16 protein-coding genes are annotated in these 17,222 nt (G+C 67.9%); 5 read left to right on the top strand and 11 right to left on the bottom strand.

Annotated features, from left to right (window positions below; all coding sequences use genetic code 11):
• Window positions 1–126 precede the first annotated feature (126 nt).
• Together WJ12_RS27895 and WJ12_RS27890 are read right to left on the bottom strand one after the other, a co-directional pair.
• Window positions 127–558 carry a MarR family winged helix-turn-helix transcriptional regulator gene (locus WJ12_RS27895; RefSeq protein ID WP_059556563.1) on the bottom strand — a complete coding sequence of 144 codons (432 nt, stop codon included), beginning with the start codon at window positions 556–558 and terminating at the stop codon, window positions 127–129.
• Window positions 555–1,472, bottom strand: coding sequence for an alpha/beta hydrolase family protein (locus WJ12_RS27890; RefSeq protein WP_049035347.1), 918 nt, complete (start codon window positions 1,470–1,472; stop codon window positions 555–557). Before WJ12_RS27890 ends, WJ12_RS27895 begins: the two co-directional genes overlap by 4 nt.
• 382 nt (window positions 1,473–1,854) lie before the next feature.
• On the opposite strand from WJ12_RS27890, the gene WJ12_RS27885 reads away from it, so the two are divergent.
• Both WJ12_RS27885 and WJ12_RS27880 read left to right on the top strand, forming a co-directional pair.
• Entirely contained in the window at window positions 1,855–2,802 is a 948-nt protein-coding gene (locus tag WJ12_RS27885; protein ID WP_034191326.1) for an ABC transporter substrate-binding protein, read from the top strand.
• Between the two features lie 61 nt (window positions 2,803–2,863).
• A complete protein-coding gene (locus WJ12_RS27880; RefSeq protein ID WP_059556562.1) occupies window positions 2,864–3,958 on the top strand; it encodes an LLM class flavin-dependent oxidoreductase in 1,095 nt (364 codons plus the stop codon).
• A gap of 70 nt (window positions 3,959–4,028) precedes the next feature.
• Here WJ12_RS27880 and WJ12_RS27875 read toward each other — a convergent pair whose 3' ends face one another.
• Genes WJ12_RS27875 through WJ12_RS27845 form a run of 6 tightly spaced genes read right to left on the bottom strand, consistent with a single transcriptional unit; the run spans window position 4,029 to window position 10,880 of the window.
• On the bottom strand, window positions 4,029–4,961 hold the full coding sequence (locus WJ12_RS27875; RefSeq protein ID WP_059556561.1) for an ABC transporter substrate-binding protein: 933 nt from the start codon (window positions 4,959–4,961) through the stop codon (window positions 4,029–4,031).
• Between the two features lie 34 nt (window positions 4,962–4,995).
• Window positions 4,996–6,792: an amino acid ABC transporter permease/ATP-binding protein gene (locus WJ12_RS37075; protein ID WP_082744612.1), complete on the bottom strand. Its 1,797-nt coding sequence runs from the start codon at window positions 6,790–6,792 to the stop codon at window positions 4,996–4,998.
• 59 nt (window positions 6,793–6,851) lie between these two features.
• Window positions 6,852–8,204, bottom strand: a complete 1,353-nt coding sequence (locus tag WJ12_RS27860; protein ID WP_034191329.1) for an LLM class flavin-dependent oxidoreductase — start codon at window positions 8,202–8,204, stop codon at window positions 6,852–6,854.
• A 7-nt stretch (window positions 8,205–8,211) separates the two neighbouring features.
• The gene (locus WJ12_RS27855) at window positions 8,212–9,261 is read right to left on the bottom strand and encodes an LLM class flavin-dependent oxidoreductase (RefSeq protein WP_059556560.1); all 1,050 of its coding nucleotides are present in this window, start codon (window positions 9,259–9,261) and stop codon (window positions 8,212–8,214) included.
• A 52-nt stretch (window positions 9,262–9,313) separates the two neighbouring features.
• A complete protein-coding gene (locus tag WJ12_RS27850) occupies window positions 9,314–10,261 on the bottom strand; it encodes an ABC transporter substrate-binding protein (protein WP_034191331.1) in 948 nt (315 codons plus the stop codon).
• Between the two features lie 58 nt (window positions 10,262–10,319).
• A complete protein-coding gene (locus WJ12_RS27845) occupies window positions 10,320–10,880 on the bottom strand; it encodes a GNAT family N-acetyltransferase (protein ID WP_034191332.1) in 561 nt (186 codons plus the stop codon).
• 528 nt (window positions 10,881–11,408) lie between these two features.
• On the opposite strand from WJ12_RS27845, the gene WJ12_RS27840 reads away from it, so the two are divergent.
• Together WJ12_RS27840 and WJ12_RS27835 are read left to right on the top strand one after the other, a co-directional pair.
• Window positions 11,409–11,810 (top strand): hypothetical protein, encoded by a 402-nt coding sequence (locus WJ12_RS27840; RefSeq protein ID WP_034191333.1) that lies wholly within the window; start codon window positions 11,409–11,411, stop codon window positions 11,808–11,810.
• A gap of 256 nt (window positions 11,811–12,066) precedes the next feature.
• A complete protein-coding gene (locus WJ12_RS27835) occupies window positions 12,067–13,137 on the top strand; it encodes a double zinc ribbon family protein (RefSeq protein ID WP_034191334.1) in 1,071 nt (356 codons plus the stop codon).
• Window positions 13,138–13,233: 96 nt separating this feature from the next.
• Here WJ12_RS27835 and WJ12_RS27830 read toward each other — a convergent pair whose 3' ends face one another.
• The 3 genes from WJ12_RS27830 to WJ12_RS27820 all read right to left on the bottom strand — a co-directional run bounded on the left by WJ12_RS27830 (window position 13,234) and on the right by WJ12_RS27820 (window position 15,934).
• Window positions 13,234–14,157 carry a recombination-associated protein RdgC gene (locus WJ12_RS27830; RefSeq protein WP_049030612.1) on the bottom strand — a complete coding sequence of 308 codons (924 nt, stop codon included), beginning with the start codon at window positions 14,155–14,157 and terminating at the stop codon, window positions 13,234–13,236.
• A gap of 156 nt (window positions 14,158–14,313) precedes the next feature.
• Window positions 14,314–15,192 (bottom strand): SDR family oxidoreductase, encoded by an 879-nt coding sequence (locus tag WJ12_RS27825; RefSeq protein ID WP_185732937.1) that lies wholly within the window; start codon window positions 15,190–15,192, stop codon window positions 14,314–14,316.
• A 25-nt stretch (window positions 15,193–15,217) separates the two neighbouring features.
• Complete coding sequence (locus WJ12_RS27820) at window positions 15,218–15,934, bottom strand: GNAT family N-acetyltransferase (protein ID WP_049030610.1); 717 nt, start codon at window positions 15,932–15,934, stop codon at window positions 15,218–15,220.
• 112 nt (window positions 15,935–16,046) lie between these two features.
• Here WJ12_RS27820 and WJ12_RS27815 point away from each other — a divergent pair, with 112 nt between their 5' ends.
• The gene (locus WJ12_RS27815) at window positions 16,047–17,018 is read left to right on the top strand and encodes a GlxA family transcriptional regulator (protein WP_059556559.1); all 972 of its coding nucleotides are present in this window, start codon (window positions 16,047–16,049) and stop codon (window positions 17,016–17,018) included.
• Window positions 17,019–17,222 lie beyond the last annotated feature (204 nt).

The following is a 17,222-nucleotide window of genomic DNA, read 5'->3' as shown; positions in this document are numbered from 1 at the left end:
CCGGCGGTGTGTGCCGGCCACGCAAAATTTGCCGTCGCGACGGCATGGAAATCGAATCGATAACGCGAATCGCAATTGCTTCGATTGATGCCGGTGCGGCCCGGTGACGGACGGGGAGCGCGCCGTTCAGCGCTCGGCCGGAAACCGGTCCTGCAACGCGTGCAGCCAGCGGGCGACGACATCGAGTTCGTCGTTGGAAAACCCGTCGCACAGCTTGCCGTTCAGTTCGCGCAGCAGCACGCGCGCGCGCTTGAGCGCTGCGTGGCCGTCGTCGGTCAGGTACAGCCGCGTTGCTCGGCCGTCGTCCGAGTCGGCGTGACGCGCGATGAGGCCGGCCTTTGCCATGCGGTCGGCGAGGCCCGTCATCGCGGACGGCGCGAGTTGCAGCGCGGCGCCGACTTCGCCGATCAGCGCGCCGTCCTGCTTCGCGAGACAGAACAGCGCGCCGGCCTGCGCGGCGCTCGCGCGCGTCTCGGTTTCGGCCTTGCGGTCGATCCAGCGCTGCACGCGCCGCTGGCCGATGTTCAACATGAAAAAGAGTCGTCGGTCTTCGCTCAAGCTGGGTTCCCGGCTGCAATGGAAAGGGAGGGACGGCCCGCGGTGCGCGGCGTGTCGAGTGCCCGCGCGAGCCAGTCGGCCACGTCGGGCCACAGCACGGTGCCGGGCCGGCTGCGAAAGAAGCCCATGTGCCCGACCGGGCCGCTGCCCGCCGCGTGCGGATCGATCTGGCGGCGTTCGACCTGTGCGCGGGTCAGATAGCTTACCAGCAGGCCGATCGCGGCCGGGTTCGCCCACGGATCGTCGTCGAAGCCGAGCGCGAGAATCGGCAACCGTTGCTTCGCGAAGCGCTCGGCCGCGCCGAGCGTCGGATCGTCGAAGAAATAATGCGGCAGCGTCGTCCAGCGGCTCCATTCGCGGAACACGCCGGCCGGCAGATCCTCGCCGAGCCCGAGCCGCTTGCCGGGTACGTAGCCGAGCAACATGGACGTCAGCGGGCCGAGCACGCGCAGGATCAGCCGCACCTTCACGCGTTCGGCCGCCCGCGCGATCAGCCGCGTGCTGCCCGCATGCGCGGCGACGAGCACCGCCGCGCGCAGGTGCGGAGTCGCGGCGGACAGTCCGATCGCATGCCCGCCGACACTGTGGCCGACCGCCAGCAGCGGCAGCCCTTCGTACGCCTGCCGCGCCCATGCGGTCGCGGCGCCGACGTCGAGCTCCATCCAGTCGCGCATGCGCGAGCGCAGCGCGGCCAGGCGCGCGGGCCGCGACGCGCCGATGCCGCGGTAGTTGTAGGTCAGCGCCGCGAAGCCGCGTTCGGTCAGGAAGCGCGCGAAGCCCGCATACAGCCGTTCGGGCACGGCCGTTGCCGGATGGATCAGCACCAGCGCGCGCGGCGCGGCGTCCGGCGACCACAGCGTGCCGCGCAGCGTGTAGCCGTCGGCGGCGGAAAACTCGATGGGTTGGGAGGTCATGGCCGTGCTCGTTCCGGGTAGTTGTTTCGCATACGAAATATAGTCCCGGATTTATTTCGCGCACGAAATATCTATCGAGTAATCATTCGAACTGCGGACGGCGGACGGCGGACGGCGGCCGGCGGACGGCGAACGGCGAACGGCGAACGGCGAACGGCGAACGGCGGCGGTCCGGGGCGAGTCCGATGCGATTGCACTCGCTTCATAAAATATTTGCATCTTTACAAAGCAGAATATTGCGTTTGTCTCATAAAGCAGATCGACGTATCGTCACCGGTTTCATCCGGTCCGCCTTTCGTTGCACTCGGCGGACGACGCGGCGCCGCCTTCGCGGGGCCGCCTGCCAACCTTCCGGGAGATCACGTTGTCGAGCCGAATCGTCATGGCGCTCTTGCTGGCGCTTGCCGCCCAGCCGGGCTTTGCCAAGGACACCGTCACGCTGCGCGTCGGTGAACAGAACTACTTCAACATCCAGGCGTCGATGGAGGCGTCCGGCGTGCTGAAGGACCTGCCTTACACGATCGAGTGGAAGCACTTCCAGGCCGCCGCTCCCGTCGCCGAAAGCCTGAACGGCAATGCGATCGACGTCGGCTTCCTCGGCGATTCCGCGCTGCTGACGCTGGCCGCGCGCGGCGCGCCGGTCAAGGTCGTCGCGGTATCGCGGCAAAGCCTCGACGGCGTCGCGATCCTCGTGCCGAAGGATTCGCCCGTGCGCACCGTGGCCGACCTGCAGGGCAAGACCATCGCCGTCTGGCGCGGCGCGTGGAGCCAGCAGCTCGTGCTGCGCGCGCTCGAACACGCGGGCCTGCGCGCCGATTCGGTCAAGTACGCGTACCTGATGCCGATCGATGCGACCAACGCGCTCGCGAACGGCTCGGTCGACGCCGTGTCGCTGTGGGAGCCGTTCGTCAGCACCCTCGCGCTGCGGCAAGGCGCGCGGACGGTGACGACCGCGCAGGGGTTGATGCCCGCGCTGAGTTTCGTCGCCGCGAACGAGCAGGCCGCATCGGGCAAGCGCGCCGAGATCACCGACTTCCTGCGGCGCGTGGTGGCCGCGCGTCAGTGGGTCGACAGCCATCCGCGCGAGTACGCGGACCTGTGGGCCAAGCGCGCGAAGCTCGAACCGGACGTCGCGTACCGCTGGCTGAACAACGCGAAGCAGCGCGTCGGCCCGGTCGACGAAACGGCCGCGAAGGACGCGCAGAATACCGCCGACTTCCTGCACAAGGCCGGCGTGATTCCGGTCGCGTACGACACGTCGAAACTGCTCGACCGCTCGTATGCGGGCGCATTCGCGGTGCCCGCGCAGAAGACGGCCGCCGCGCAGTGACCGTGCGGCCATTCCGGCGATTTTCCCGATTCCCGATCGATCCACCCAAGGACATTCCGACATGCCAGTCGACATCATCGGCATGATCACCGCGACGCCCGGCGCGGAGGTCGACGTACCGGGCGGCGCGGCCGTCCAGCCCGATTACGTGCGCCGCTTCGCGCAGGCGCACGAGGCGGCCGGCTTCGACCAGATCCTGGTCGGCCATTTCAGCAACGCGGCGGACGGCTTCATCGTCGCGTCGTTCGCGGCCGCCGCGACCGAGCGCATCCGCATCCTGCTCGCGCATCGGCCGGGCGTGATCGTGCCGTCGGCCGCCGCGCGGCAGATCGCGACGCTCGACGTGTTCAGCGGCGGCCGGCTGGCGCTGAATGTCGTGTCGGGCGGCGACGACGCGGACCTGCAGCGCGACGGCGATTTCGTGCCGCACGATGCGCGCTACCGCCGCACCGGCGAATATCTCGACGTGCTGAAGCGGATCTGGCTGGCCGACGCGCCGGTCGATCACGACGGCACGTTCTACCGGCTGCGCGGCGCGTCGCCGCTCGTGAAGGGCACGCAGCGGCCGCATGTGCCGATCTATTTCGGCGGGTCGTCGCCGGCCGCGCTGGCGGTCGCGGGCGAGCATGCGGACGTCTACATGACCTGGGGCGAGCCGCTCGAAGCGGTGCGCGAGCAGATCGCGCGCGTGCGGGCCGCCGCCGCGCCGTTCGGGCGTGCGCCGCGTATCAGCGTGTCGTTCCGGCCGATCGTTGCCGATACCGAGGCGGCCGCCTGGGAGAAGGCCGAGGCGATCCGCGCGCGCGTGCGCGCGGCGCGGGTCGCGAACGGCCAGCCGATTGCCGGGCATGCGCCGCAGAATGCGGGCTCGCAGCGGCTGATGGCAGCGGCCGCACAGGGCGACGTGCTCGACGAGCGGTTGTGGATGGGGGTCGCGAACCTGACCGGCGCGCGCTGGAATTCGACCGCGCTGGTCGGCACGCCGGAACAGGTCGCGCGGGCGCTGGGCGCGTATTACCGGCTCGGCGTGTCGACGTTCCTGATTCGCGGGTTCGATCCGCTCGACGATGCGCTGGCCTACGGGCGCGACCTGATTCCGGCGATTCACGCGCATGTTGCGGAACTCGACCGGCATCAGGCAGCCGTGCCGGCATAGACGAACAGCCCGCACGTCGAATCGCCCCGGCAGGTCCCTCGCGGCATGCCGGGGCGATTGCATGGGCGGTTCAGAACGACGGCAACCCCGGCGGATTGGTTTCCGCGCGCGCGATCGCCTCGCTCTGCAACCCCCAACGCGCGAGCGCCTGCCCGTAACGACCGCTGCCGATCAGCGCATTCGTCGCGAGCGTCAGCGCCGGTGCGAGCCCGCTGCCGCGACGCGTCGCGATCGCGACATCGGCATTGGCCGGCCAGCCCGCATTGACAACGCCGACGCGGCGGATCTTGCCGCTGCGCGCGGCCTCGTACGCGAGCGACGCGTTCGGGTTCAGCTCCGCATCGGCGCGGCCCGACAGCAGCGCGACGCGCGCCGTCGCATCGTCGTCGAAGTAGAGCAGTTCGGCCGGCTTCAGCCCCTGCGCGACGTTGCGCTTGCTCCATTCGAGCAGGATGCGCTCCTGGCTCGTGCCGGCGCCGGTGATGATCCGCAGGCCCGCGACGTCCTTCGGCTCGGCGATCTTCGCGATCGGGCTGCCGGTGCGCACGTAGAAGCCGTGCAGCCCGAGCCGGTAGGTCGTGAAGTCGTATTTCTCCTTGCGCTTCTCGGTCACGCCCACATTCGAGATCACCGCGTCGTACTTGCCGGACGTCAGCCCGAGCGGCCAGTCGGCCCAGGCGATCGGCACCAGCACGAGCGTGCGGCCGAGCGCGTCGGCGACGAGCTGCGCGTAATCGGGATCGGCGCCGACCACGGTGCGCGCGTCGGTCGCGTAGGTCGACACGGGCGGCGCGTGCGGCGAAATCGCGACCGTGAATGCGCCGTCGCGCACCCAGCGGTAGGCGGCCGCCGCGCGGATCGCCGCGTCGTCGCGGTCCGCGCGCAGGCGGCCGGCCTGGCGCGGGTCGAGATCGGCGGTGGCCGCCGCCGCGTGCGCGGCCTGCCACGGCAGGACGGTCGCCGCGGCCAGCGCGGCGGTGATGAACTGGCGCCGGTCGGTCATCGTGCGGCTCCTTGCAGGGGGGACGCGGCGCGCATCACAGCACCCGCGACAGGAACGCGCGTGTGCGCGGATGGGCCGGCGCATCGAGCACGGCGGCCGGCGGTCCGGCCTCGACGATGCGCCCGCGCTCCATGAACAGCACGTTGTCGGCGACTTCGCGCGCGAAGCCGATCTCGTGCGTGACGATCACGAGCGTCGTGCCCGAGCGTGCGAGTTCCTTGATCACGTCGAGCACTTCGTTGACGAGTTCGGGATCGAGCGCCGACGTCGGTTCGTCGAACAGCAGCACCTTCGGACGCAACGCGAGCGCCCGCGCGATCGCGACGCGCTGCTGCTGGCCGCCCGACAACTGGCGCGGGTACGCATCGGCCTTGTCGGCGAGGCCGACGCGCGCGAGCAGCGTGCGCGCGGTGCGTTCGGCATCGTCGCGCGTGACGCCGCCGACAGCAACCGGCGCTTCGATCAGGTTCTCGAGCACCGTCAGGTGCGGGAACAGGTTGAAGTTCTGGAACACCATGCCGACGGCCGTGCGCCGCTTCAGCACATCGCGCTCCTTCAGCTCGTGGAGCACGTCGCCGTCGCGGCGATAGCCGATCAGTTCGCCGTCGATGTCGATGTAGCCGTCGTCGACGCGTTCGAGATGGTTGATCGTGCGCAACAGCGTCGACTTGCCTGAGCCGGACGGCCCGACGATCGCGGTCACGCTGCCGCGCGGCGCGACGAACGACACGTTGTCGAGCACGCGCTGCATGCCGAACTGCTTCGATACACCGTGCACGGCCACTTCGCCGCCGGTGCGCGGCGCGGCGTCGGCAGCGGCATCGTCGCGGGTATCGCTTGCGGCCGGCGCGATCGCCGCCGCGCGGCGCGCCGCGGCACGCCGCCACAGCACGCCGATGCGCGCGAGCGCGAACGTGAGCACGGACGGCGGCGGATTGCGCAGCGCACCGCGCGCATAGTGCCGCTCGACCTGCACCTGGATCGCCGACAGCACGGTCAGGATGATCAGGTACCAGACGGTCGCGACCATCAGCAGCGGAATCACTTCGAGATTGCGGCGGTAGATCACCTGCACCGTGTAGAACAGCTCCGGCATCGCGAGCACGTACACCATCGACGTGCCTTTCGCGAGCGAGATCAGGTCGTTGAACGCGGTCGGCAGGATCGCGCGCATCGCCTGCGGCAGCACGATCCGTGTGGTCTGGCGGCCGCGCGGCAGCCCGAGCGCGGCCGCTGCCTCGAGCTGCCCCTGGTCGACCGCGAGAATGCCGCCGCGTATCACTTCCGCGGAAAAGGCCGCGTGGTTCAGCGTGAGGCCGAGCACGGCCGCGAGGAACGGGCTGATCAGGTCGGTGGTCGGCGCCTCGAACCACACGATGTCGGTGAACGGCACGCCGAGCCGCACGTGTTCGTACAGGTAGCCGAGGTTGTTCAGGATCAGCAGCAGCACGATCAGCGGAATCGAGCGGAACAGCCACACGAAGGTCCAGGCGCTGGCGGACAGCAGGCGCGAACGCGACAGCCGGGCCAGCGCGACGAACGCGCCGAGCGCGAAGCCGAACACCGCACCCAGCAGCGTCAGCAGCAGCGTGCGCGCGAGCCCCGACAGCACCGGCGGCGACAGGAACCATTCGGCGAACACCGGCCAGCCCCATTGCGGATTGCCGAGTATCGAATGCAGCGCGATCGCGATCAGCACCAGCGCGAGCACGGTGCCGGCCGTGCGCGACCGGTGGCGCGCGGGCACGATCCGCAAACGCGTGCCGGCGTCGCGCGCGCCGGGGGAAGAGAGCGGCGGCAGTGCGCCGCCGAGATGGGTCGTGTCGCTCATGTCGTTGGAAATCCTCGAGTCGTCGGGCAGGCGCGCCGCGCACGGGCGGCGCGGCGGCGTCAGGCGTGCGCTTCGGCCGCCGTTTCGTGCGGCGCGCCGGGCGCCGCATGGCGGCTAGCCTTGCGCGGCAGGCCGAGGTGGTCGCGCAGCGTCGCGCCGGGCAGGTCGCGGCTGTAGCGGCCGCGCGCCTCGAGCACCGGAATCACGAGTTCGACGAAATCGTCGACGCCCTGCGCCTGCACCGGAAAACCGAGGATGAAGCCGTCGCCGGCGCCTGCATCGTGCCAGCGGATCAGTTCGTCGGCGACATGCTCGGCCGTGCCGATGAAGTTCGGGCGCGGCGTGGCGACCGCGAGCGCGGTTTCGCGCAGCGACAGGCCTTTCCGCTTCGCGTCGGCCTTGATCCGGTCGGTGGTCGAGCGGAAGCTGTTGCGGCCGAGGTCGCCGAGTTCCGGGAACGGCGCGTCGAGCGCGTACTGCGTGAAGTCGTGGTGATCGAAATAGCGGCCGAGGTACGCGAGCGCCTCGTCGATCGTCAGCAGGTCGCGGATCGCCTGGTATTTGTCTTCCGCCTCGGCGGCCGTGCGGCCGACGATCGGCCCGACGCCGGGGAAGATCTTCACGTCGCCGGCTTGCCGCCCGTGCTCGATCGCGCTCTGCTTCACGCGCCGCGTGAACGCGGCCGTTTCCTCGATCGACGGCGAATGCGTGAACACGGCGTCCGCGTACTTGCCCGCGAGTCCGATCCCGGTGTCGGACGAGCCGGCCTGGAAGATCACCGGCTGCCCCTGTGGCGAGCGCTGGATGTTCAGCGGCCCCGCGACCTGGAAGAAGCGGCCGTGGTGGTTGAGCGTGTGGAGCTTGTCGCGATCGAAGAAACGGCCGGTCGCGCGGTCGCGCACGAATGCGTCGTCGTCCCAGCTGTCCCACAGGCCCTGCACGACGTCGAGGTATTCGTCGGCGATCTCGTAGCGCAGTTCGTGATCGGGATGCGCCTTGCCGAAATTCCTCGCGGTGCCTTCGAGCGGCGTCGTCACGACGTTCCAGCCCGCGCGGCCGCCGCTGATCGCATCGAGCGACGCGAGCTGGCGCGCGACCGTGAACGGCTCGCTGTACGACGTCGAGATCGTGCCCGCGAGCCCGATCTTCTTCGTCGCGACCGCCAGCGCCGACAACACGGTCAGCGGCTCGAAGCGGTTCAGGAAGTGCGGGATCGACTTCTCGTTGATGTAGAGGCCGTCCGCGACGAACGCGAACGCGATGCCGGCGGCTTCCGCCTTGCGCGCGACGCCGATCGCGAAGTCGAGGTTGATGCTCGCGTCCGGCGGGTTGCTCGGATGCCGCCATGCGTTCATGTGGCTGCCTGCGCCTTGCAGCATCAGGCCGAAGGGGATCGATCGTCGGGTCGTCATGGGAGCGTCACGCGTTCTGGTCAGGGGAGAGGGCGCGGTCGGCCGCGAGGGCCGCCCGCAACGGGGTGGCCGACAGCGCGCCGCCGAGCCATTCGGCCGACGCGAGCCGCGCCGCGTAGTCGGTCACCGGCGAATCGATCACGAATGCATCGACGTCGAGCCGCCGGCTCAACGCGTCGAGCGCGCGGTGGATGCGCTCGGGCGTATCGGCCAGCACGGTCGGGCGCAGTTCGTCGATCCGGTAGTCGGACGCGCCGCTTTGCCGCGCGAATTCGGCGGCCGCCTGCGCGCTGGCGAGGTTGAAGCTCTGCCCGCCCGCGAACTGCAGCTTGAAGATCTTCAGCGGCCCGATCAGTTGCTCGGCTTCGTCGCGCGTCGGCGCGGCGACCGCATACAGCGCGACGAGCGGCTTCGTGCCGCCCGCGCCGCGGTATGCATCGAGCGAGCGTTCGAGATTCGCATCGTCGCCATTGAAATGGCCCGCGTAGCAGAAGCGCCAGCCGTTGCGCGCGGCGAGCGCACCGCTCTCCGGCGAGCCGCCGAGCAGGATGCGCTCGGGCGGCTGCGGCGCCACCGGCATCGCGACCGCGCCGGCGAGCGGATGATCTTCGGCGACGCCCCAGCCGAGAAACGCGTCGAGCTCCGCGAGCTGGCCCGCGAAGTCGGGCTTGCGCGCCTTGTCGTGAAACCACTGCAGCGCGCGTGTGGTCAGCGGCAGGCCACCAGGCGCCTTGCCGATGCCGAGATCGACGCGGCCGGGCGCGAGCGCGGCCAGCAGCTTGAACGTCTCGGCGACCTTGAACGGGCTGTAGTGCTGCAGCATCACGCCGCCCGAGCCGATCCGGATCCGGGACGTATGCGCGAGCAGGTGCGCGACGACGATTTCCGGCGCAGAACTCGCGAAGCCCGGTGTGCCGTGATGCTCGGCGACCCAGAAACGCGCGTAGCCGAGCTGTTCGGCGCGCCGCGCGAGTGCGGTGGTGAAGCGCAGCGCGTCGGCGGCGGTCGCGCCGTCGGCGATCGGACTCTTGTCCAGCAGCGAAAGCGAATAAGACATGATGGGCGGCGTTCCTGCGTGAGCGGGGATGGGCTGTGGTGGCGCGCGGTGTTCAGCTCTTCGGCAGCCCCGGCGGATTCGTGCGTGACTGGTCGATCGCTTCGGACGCGAGGTTCCAGCGATCGAGCACCTGCTGGTAGCGGCCGTTCTTGATCAGCCCGTTCAGCGCGACGGTCAGCGGATCGGCGAGGCCGCTGCCGCGACGCGTCGCGATCGCGATGTCGGCCGTACGCGGCCAGCCGCCGCTGATCGCGCCGACGAGCCGCGTCTTGCCTTGCTGCGCGCTCTGGTACGCGAGCACCGAGTTCACGCTGAACACCGCATCGGCCCGGCCCGACTGCACGGCGACGATGCGCATCGCCTGGTCGTCGTAGTACTGGATCTGCACCGGTTTCAGCCCGTGCGCGACGTTCTCGCGATCCCAGGCGAGCAGGATCTTTTCCTGGTTGGTGCCGGCGTCGGTCACGATGCGCAGGCCGGCGACGTCCTTCGGCTCGCGGATCGCCTGGATCTTGCTGTCGTTGCGCACGTAGAAGCCGACCTGATCCTTGCGATACGTCGAGAAATCAAGCTTCTGCTTGCGTTCCTCGGTGACGGTCACGTTCGAGATCACCGCGTCGACTTTCCCCGATTCGAGCGCGAGCGGCCAGTCGGCCCACGCGAGCGCGACGATCTTCAGCTTGCGGCCGAGGCTGTCGGACACGAGCTGGCCGATGTCGGCGTCGAAGCCGATCACCGTGCGCGCGTCGGTCGCATACGAGCTGATCGGCGGCAGGCTCGGCGCGATGCCGATCGTCAGCGTGCCGGGCTCCGCGAACTTGAACGACGCAGGCACCGCGCGCTCGACCGCCGCGTCGGCCGTGCCGCGCGGACGGCCGCGCTGCTCGGGGCTCAGGTCGAACGTCGCGGCGGCTGCCGCGGCAGCGAAGGCGGTGAGGCCGATCAGCGCGGCGGCCAGCGTGCGCACGGTGCGGGAAGAAAGCGGTACGGCTCGGTGCATGAAAACGTCCTGTGGTGGAAGGCGGAAGGCGAGAAATGAGGTGTCCGGCGCGGCGCCGTCAGCGCGGCAGCACCGGTTCGGGCACGGGCGCCCACAGGTCGGCGAGCGTCGAGGTGCGCGACGGATCGACGAGATCCTTGCCGAAGCGCAGGTGGAAATACGCTTCCGGGTCGATCGACGCATCGAACAGCCGCGTATAGCCGGTGCGGTCGTACAGCGCCCACGCTTCGGGCTGGCGAAAGCCGGTGGTCAGGTAGAGGCGGCGGTAGCCCTGCCGCGCGGCGCGCAGTTCGAGCGCTTCGACGATGCGTCGCGCGAGGCCTTGGCGGCGCAGGTCGGTGCGCGTCCAGATGCGTTTGAGTTCGGCGGTCTGCGCGTCGTAGCGCTTGAACGCGCCGCCGCCGATCGTCTCGCCGTCGCGCAGCAGCAGGACGAATGCGCCTTCGGGCGGCGCGAACAGGTCGGCCGGGTAGCGCGCGAGTTCGTCGCGCGCGGACGCGCGGCTGTCCGGGCGGTATGCGTCGTAACGGGTCGAATACTCGTCGATCAGCGCGTCGATCAGCGGTTGCGCGCGGACGTCGAGCGGCGTCGTGTCGATGATGCGGTCGTTCGTGGCCATGGGCATCGCGAAGGGCGCGCGATGCGGACGTTCCTGGCGGGGTGCGGGCACGCGGCCCGTCCGGTCTGTTCCGTTATCGCGGCGCGGTTGTCGTGATGGCGGCGGTTGCTGCGCATCCTGCGATGCCGGGGGCGCGCCGCCGCCGTTTCGAACACGTTAGCGGCAGGACGGGCAAAGGCGAACGAAGCAATTTCGATAAGGATTTCGCAGGCGGCGTCAGAAGGCTCGCAACCGGCGTGGGGTGGGGCAACCGGGTGCTGCGCGAAGCCACGCCCGTTTGGCGGGTGACCGACGAACAGGAAGGCGGGGGATTTGCCGACAGGAGCAGGTGGCGTTTCGCCGCGATCGGCTTTCCGGGCGCCGATCTTGCCGGTAGTATTGCCCCATGCTCCCGCTATCGCCCGGCTTCTACGGCGCACGGCCAACCCATCCGTGACGAGGGCGGCAAGCTCTTTGAAGGTCAACAAACCGTTTCGACGATACGTGTGGTGGCGTGGGCCGGGACAACGGCATTGACGGGAATGCATCATGGCATCCGAGTGGAAGCACCGCGTCAGACTGTTTGCGCAGCGTTTCTGGCAGCCGACCAGCGCATGCATGACCTGCATGCCGGGGAGTTGGGGCAATATCATGAGCGTTGCCCACTGGACCATTGCCTTTCATACCGGCCTGCTTACCGGACTCCTGGCCGTCCTCCTGACTTTCACGCCCGCGGCGAAACTCTACGCGCACCGATTCGGCAACGCGCTGGTCGTCGGCATCCTGACGACGCTGGGCGACGCGTATTCGCACACGAGTCACTACCGCATCCCCTATGTCGAGCACATCCTGACGGGCGTCGTTTCAGGGCTCTTGGCGCTGGCAGCCTCCTATCTCCTCGAAGACCGCGCGCGACGCCTTCGTGCGATTTGGGCGCGCGTTTTCGGATAGCTTGCGCGCCGGCATGCCGAACCTGCCCGGCCGAGCGGAGCGGCGCCGACCTGACGACACGGGTACCTGGCTGCCGTGCCGGTCCGAACGGCGTTCAGGGGCCGCTTGAACATGCGATATTCTTCAATGGCCGTCGCGCGCGGATGATCGGCCAGCGCGCGTGCCGTCCGTCCCTGTCAAGACGTGGCGGCAATACCGGCGCAGCCGAAAGGGCTGACTCAAATCCGGTCATGACCATTCCAACAAGGGCAAAACAATGAGGATTTCGAGCGACGGCCTGACCCGTCCAGCGCGGCTGCTGCGACTCGCTTCATGGGTGATTGCAATCGTCTTCGCCGTTTTTCTGAACATGCTCGGCAGTCTCGTGATTCGCGACATGGCGTTCGCCCCGAGCGGCGGGCCGCCCGTCATCGAGCAATTCGCCGATGCGCCGACGAAAGCGCGCCTGGACGCGGCGCGGCGCGATCTGCAGGCCCGGCGCGACGCGCTCGCCGAGCAGGCGAGCACGATGGAAGTGGCGCGCGGCCGCGCCGCGAAGGCGTACGCGGCCGAGAAGGAAAGCTTCCGCAACTGGCTGGCAACCCGCTCGGCGACGGGAGACAGTGCGAGGGACCCGGACATTCTGGCGAGAACCCGCAAGCTCGATACGCTCCAGGCGGTGGTGACCAACTGGCAGCATCAGATCGACGCGATCGGCGACCAGCAACGGGCACTGGCATCGCGGCAGACTGAAGTCGACACGCAGATCGCCGACGCGGACGCCGCAGCCGAAAAACGCTTCGACGCGGCGACCCGGCATTACGAGTTGCAGGTGTTCGGACTGCGGCTGGCGCTGACGCTGCCGATCCTGCTGATCGCGATCGGGTTGTTCATCCGCTACCGCAACGCGCGCTATTGGCCTTTCGTCTATGGTTTCGGCCTGTTCGCGCTGAGCGCGTTTTTCATCGAACTGGTCCCGTACCTGCCGAATTTCGGTGGCTACGTCCGGGTCCTGGTCGGCATTGTGCTCACGGTATTCGCCGGCCTCTACATGATGAAGGCCTTTCAGCGTTATGCCGAACGCAAGCGGCTCGAACTGCAGCAGGACCAGGGGGAACGTGCACGGACGATCGGATACGAAAAGGCCGTTCGCTCGCTCGAGAAAAAGCGCTGCCCGTCATGCGACAAGCAATGGAATCTCGGCGGCGACGATGCCACGTTCTGCGTGCATTGCGGATTACGGCTCTTCAACGTATGCGGATGCGGCGGCCGGAATTTCTATTTCTTCCCGCATTGTCATCAGTGCGGTGCGCCGCAGGGAAACGCGTCGCCGGCGTCGTCCGATTGACGGCCGGCGTGCGGGCAACCCGCAATCGCAGCGGCGCCGACGCCGGCCGGCGGCTGCTTCGGCGCGCGGCCGACGAGCGTCGCCCCGCGACGGCGTTCAGGCCGCGGCCGCCCGTTGAATCGCGTCCTGCTGATCGCCACCCAGGATATCGACGAGATCGGTCAACATCCGCGCGAGTTCACCGGTCATCAGCGCGACGTCCGAGTCGAAGCGTTCGTCGTCGTTCTGGGCAGTGGGATCCGCGGCTTCCTTGATCACGTCGAGCGGCGTGACACGCTTGATCGTCAGCGACGGTGTCAGCACGAACGAGATCCTGTCGTTCCAGGTCATCGCGAGGCGCATGCACTGCTTGCCGGCCTCGATGTGCCGGCGCATGTCGTTCGTTTCCAGCGCGTGGCCGACGTATCGCACGGTGGCGCCGCCTTCGCCGGTCGAGCGCAGCTCGGCGTCCTGGTCCACGGTGAATCCGCCCGGCGCGTCCCCCGACAGCAGCCAATCCGTCATCGCGGCGACCGGCGACAGCGCCACCTGAACGCCGGCGAGCGGCAACTGATCGATCGATTTGACGAGCAGGCCGCGCACGTCGTCGGCGAGCGCCTGTGCTGCCGCATCGATGACGAGCCAGCCGTTCGCCGTATCGATCCACACGCGGGTGTCGCGGCGAATGGTGAACGCGCGCGGCAGCAGCTCGTCGGTGACCTGCTCCTTGAGTTCGCGCATCTGCTTTCGCCCGACCTTGAAGCCCTGCTGTTCCTCGACTTCAAGCGCCCGCGCCTTGGTCACCTGGTTGACGACGGATGCCGGGAGCAGCTTCTTTTCGGCGCGAAACACCAGCAGCATCTGCCGGTTGATCGAATACACGAGCGCGCCGTCGTCACGCGGCGACGCCCAGCCGTGGCGCTGCATCTCGAGGCTGTTGGCCGGCTGGAACGCGTGGGGCGCCAGCCATTTTTCCATCTGATCGGGGGTAACGGCCCAGGGCGCCGGAAGACGATGAAGCTGAAGGTTCTTGAACCACATAGGTGTACGGGCAAAGCGCGTCATTCTATATGACAGGGACGGCTTCAGCAGTGAGTAGCCGTCATCGCCCTCGACGGAAATGACGGCCGTCGGCCGGCGCGAAGCTGACGAGGGCAGTGCCGCTGGGCGATATGGGCTTCTGCGTCGGCCGCACCCTCAAGCCGCCGCGGATCGTCTTTTCGGCTCGGCGAGGTGCGCCAGTCCGAGGCCGTCGAGCACCTGCGCCTGAATCGAGGCCGATTGGGCATTGAGGGCGTCCGTACCGAATGACTGTCCGACGACCCAACGCGGTGGGCGCGTACCGTTTGCTTGTTCGACCAACTGCACGATCGCTTCGGCGACGTCGTGCGGATTCGGCGCGTCGTCGCTCGCGAACAGCGTCATCAGGGTCTCCACCATCTTGTCCGGAATCGCACCGACTTCACCGTAGCCGGGGGCGCGCGCGGCGTCGGAGGGCCGTTGCGCGCTCGCGAAGATATTCGTCGGATAGTTGCTGGGTTGAACGAGAACGACGTCGATGCCCAACGTCGACAACTCGTAACGATAGCTGTCGGTCAGCGCTTCAAGCGCGAACTTCGATGCGCCATAGAGACCGAAGAACGGAAACGTCACGCGGCCGAGTATCGAGCCGATGTTCACGATCAGGCCTTCGCCCTGTTTCCTGAAAGTCGGAAGTACTGCCCGCGACGTTCGCTGGATGCCGAATACATTCACGTCGAAGAGTGCCTGTACCTGCTTCGTCGTGAACGCCTCGGAAATACCCGCCGATCCGATCCCGGCGTTGTTGACCAGGACGTCGAGATGCCCGGCATCGTCCAGCACGGAAGCGACGGCGCGCTCGACGGACGCGTCGTCCGTCACGTCGAGTTCGACGACGTGCACGCCTGTTGCCCGAAGGGCGTCGGCATGCGGCCGATTGCGGCCGGCGATGTCGCGCATCGACGCGAATACGCGGTGCCCGGCCGCCGAGAGCGTCTCCGCCGTATCGCGGCCGAAGCCGCTGCTGGCGCCGGTGATCAGAATGGTTTTGGACATGTCGAGTGTTTTCCAGCAAGCAAGGTTAGAGAGCCGCAACCGAATCGGCGTGAGCCTGTCCGATGCGGTTGAGATGAAACGTGCGACGTAATTGGAACCCCAGGCCCTCATACAGCCGAATCGCGGAAACGTTGTCGCTGAATACGTGCAGAAACGGTGTTTCGCCGCGCTGCCCGATTTCCCGTCGCAAGACGTTCACGAGCCGCCCGGCGAGTCCGTTGCCTCGATGCGCGTCATCCACGCAAACGGCGCTGATCTCGACGTATCCGTCGATGCGCATGCGTTCGCCGGCCATCGCAACAAGACGCCCCCGTTCGCGAATGCCGATGTAATTGCCCGTTGCGACGGTCCGCTTGCCGAAAGGTCCCGGCTTGGTTCTCCGGGCCAGTTCGAGCATATCGTTCGCGTCGGCGGCGCCTAACCGAACGATTGCCTCGTTATCGCTCCTTCCCGCATCGAGAGGCGAGGCGACCATTTGATGGATCACGCCCGCCTGCTCTGTTTGAAGTCCGTCGACCGGGCCAATCGGTTCGACGGATAGCAAGGCGAGTTGCTCGCGAGGCCGTAAGAGGGCTTGGAGCGCCCGGTATGCGGCGGGCGTTTCGGCGGCCAGCGCGGCAAAAGGCGCCACATCGGGATGGTATCGACGCGCGAGCGCGTCACCTTGTCCGAGGTGCGCCTGCTTCGTCGTGAGGGCCAACCAGACGGGATGGTCGAGGCCGACAGGTTCCGAACCGCTCATGCTTTTCCCCTTTGCCAGGCAGCTGGAATCTTCGCTGCAATGCTGTGCAGTCTAGGTTTTCCCCGGGAAGCGGGCTATAGTCGTAAATGACATTAATGGATGTGTTTACGACATGAGATTATCCATTCTGGCCCTTGAGGGGCTATTCGACACCGGCCTTACGGTGCTGCTGGATACCTTCGCGATGGCCAATGAACTGGCTGCTGCCCGGGGCTTTGCCGTGCCGCCCTTCGACGTCGGGGTAGTGGGCGTACGCAGACGCGTCCGGACCGCGCACGGACTGTCCATGCTGGCGGAGCCGGCAAGCAGCGTACGCCACGTCGACTGGGTGGTCGTGCCCGCGCCTGGCATCAGACAGCCGGAGCGCCTGATCGAGGCACTGGAGCGTCCGGATGTGCGCGATGCAATGGCGCACCTTCGGGCGTGGCATGCCGATGGCGTCGGCGTCGCCGCCGCTTGCATCGGTACGTTCGTGCTGGCGGAAGCCGGGCTTCTGGATCATCGCGAGGCGACCACCACCTGGTCGCTCTCGCCGTTCTTTCGTCAACGTTATCCGGCCGTGGACCTGAACGATTCGCGCATGGTCGTCGCTGCGGATCGTCTGGTGACGGCAGGGTCGGCAATGGGGCATCTCGACCTTGCGCTCTGGTTGCTGCGTCAAGCGAGTCCCGAACTGGCCACGCTCGTTGCGCGTTTCATGCTGATCGACAAGCGTTCGTCACAGGCCGAATACGTCATTCCGGATTACCTTGCGCACGCGGATCCGCTGGTCGCTCGATTCGAGCGATGGGCTCGCGAGAATCTTTCCGTGGGTTTTTCGCTTCAGACGGCCGCCGCCGCCCTGGCCGTCGGGCCGCGCACGTTGCAGCGCCGTACCGAGGCGGTACTCGGGAAGTCGCCCCTGGCGTTTTTCCAGGATCTCCGGATCGAACGGGCGCAGAATCTCGTGTCGATGGGTTACGACCTGGAAAGGATCGCAAGCGAGGTCGGCTATGCGGATGCGGCGACGTTGCGGGCGTTGTTGCGCCGCAGGCTCGGCCGTGGGGTGCGGGAGCTCCGGGCCAACAGCCGGCTGGGTCGTTGACCGTGAGGCGTCGACGAAGGCTGGATCAATCTCGAAAGCAATCCTGAATACATCCTGCGCGGTCATGTCGCACTGGGCCCGGTCCCGGGCAAGCTGGTGTCGCGTACGGCCTGAATGAATCCGATGGGCGACGCGTGGCCGTTTGCGCGACGTTTCGCCGATGCATCGTCCCGATCAAAAAGACGGGTGAATTCCATATCGATG

This window comes from Burkholderia seminalis (genome assembly GCF_001718535.1).
Taxonomy (GTDB): domain Bacteria; phylum Pseudomonadota; class Gammaproteobacteria; order Burkholderiales; family Burkholderiaceae; genus Burkholderia; species Burkholderia seminalis.
Note: the sequence above shows the minus strand (reverse complement) of the source record. Positions and strands in the feature narration are given on the sequence as shown.